Annotated in this window: 3 protein-coding genes; 1 reads left to right on the forward strand and 2 read right to left on the reverse strand. The window is 36.1% G+C overall.

The features are described from left to right. Positions 1-626, forward strand: a 626-nt coding sequence (locus tag EER30_RS46620) for a SulP family inorganic anion transporter (RefSeq protein ID WP_164842808.1), incomplete at its 5' end; no start/stop codon positions are given. 282 nt (positions 627-908) lie between these two features. Here EER30_RS46620 and EER30_RS46625 read toward each other — a convergent pair. Together EER30_RS46625 and EER30_RS46630 are read right to left on the reverse strand one after the other, a co-directional pair. After that, positions 909-1418 carry a plasmid replication DNA-binding protein gene (locus tag EER30_RS46625; protein WP_127509768.1) on the reverse strand — a complete coding sequence of 170 codons (510 nt, stop codon included), beginning with the start codon at positions 1416-1418 and terminating at the stop codon, positions 909-911. Positions 1419-1496: 78 nt separating this feature from the next. Next, the coding region (locus EER30_RS46630) for a hypothetical protein (RefSeq protein ID WP_432417610.1) at positions 1497-1822 on the reverse strand (326 nt) is incomplete at its 5' end.

Genomic DNA, 1822 nt, shown 5'->3' on the forward strand with positions numbered 1-1822 from the left:
GTGCCATGATTGGTCAATCTATGATTAACGTAAAATCAGGCGGCCTTACACGCTTATCAACATTCTCTGCGGGTATTTTTCTTCTTATTCTTGTTGTATTTATCAGTGACTGGCTCAAAGTGATTCCAATGGCTGCATTGGTAGCGGTAATGATCATGGTCTCTATCAGTACCTTTGAATGGAGTTCTGTCACTCAGTTAAAAGATAATCCTAAGAGCAGTAATATCGTTATGATTGCGACTGTGATTGTAGTTGTTGCTACGCATAACCTGGCTTTGGGTGTGTTAACAGGCGTATTACTTTCAGCCTTGTTCCTGGCGAATAAACTTGAAAATGATATCCAGGTAACAGCATCTTTTGAAGGAACAGCCCGTTTATATGATTTGAGAGGTCAGATCTTCTTTAGTTCTTCTGAAAAATTCATGCAAGGTTTTGACTTTAAAGAGGATGTAAAGGATGTGATTATTGATTTGACCCATTCTCACATTTGGGATGTAACATCAGTCGCCATGCTTGATTCTGTTGTAAATAAATTTCAAAAGAATGGTGTGAATGTCACTGTGCGTGGCTTAAATGAAGCCAGCTCTATTATGATTGATAAGTATGGAACACATGCCAGAATCTAAGCGCAGGAGATTTTATGTTTATGTAGAATCTCTAAAATTAACATAATAGGCGTTATACGAAATGCTTGATATTTCTCATTAAATTTCAGTATATTAGATTAAGCCGTTCTGGAGTATAGGGCACTAGAACGGCTTTTTATTGATTATTCATGTTCCACGCTCAACAAATAATCAATGTTTCACGATTTTATTCAGTTTTAATAAACATCATCCTGTTTTTTGGTGAGTCATTATTTCATGTGCTTGCACTGAAATTGGCTCATCAAAAAATTGGAATCCTGGTTAACCGTAAGGGAGGAAAAAACGGCTCAGGAAGCCCCTTTTTTTTGGTTTAGCCTCTACCTGCTCAGGAACAGGGATACGTTTATTCTCGATCACCTCTGATTCTTCAGGGGGCATTGTTATCACGTCTTCTTTTACTGATTCAGGTTGTACTGATCCAGGATCACTAGATTGAGTGACATTGGGTTTTGGTGCTTCCAATAGACGTTGCATTGTTTCAATCTGATTCTGATAGAAAGATTCTCGATTCTTGGCATCGTCAAGCTGATTTTTCAGCATGTCTATCTGCTGTCTAAGCAGTAAATTTTCTGCCGAACTTGGACTGTCTATTTTTACAGAATCTTTTACATCTTCTTTTATTGTTGGTTCCCCAAAAACACGGATAGCTTCTGCTAGATCAATCTTATTATCAGAATTTTTACTTAAAATTCCTTTCTTTATGTTGTTGTAAATAGTTTGTCTATTGATGTTGTACAGCTTGGAAAGTTCAAGAACTGTAAGGGTTTTCATTCTGCAAACCTATGTCTAAACTTGTAAAAATTCGTTGTCTATTAGACTGTCTAATAGACAAATGATCAAGCTTAATTTTTAGGCGGATTGGAAGCCAACTTTTTGAAGATATGGGAATAATTCTTCAAATTTATTTGAATCTTGAAGCATTTCGGCAATGCGGACAGCGAATTGTTCAAAGCTTTCTGTGCCTTGAGAGTAGTTATTCATTTCAGGAAGTCTAGAAAGCTTATTTGCGAATAGATGCCGTTGAGCATCGGTCATTTTTACAGATAGATTTATACCTTTTTGACGAGAAATAGCTCCATTAGCTAATTTTTTTTGTTTAAAAGTAAATGAAAATCCTGAAATAGAGCGTCCTTTTTTCTGCTGGTCATATTTAACAGTAATATCTGAAAACTCAT

The organism is Actinoplanes solisilvae (assembly GCF_003999975.1).
GTDB classification, from domain to species: Bacteria; Actinomycetota; Actinomycetes; order Mycobacteriales; family Micromonosporaceae; genus Actinoplanes; species Actinoplanes solisilvae.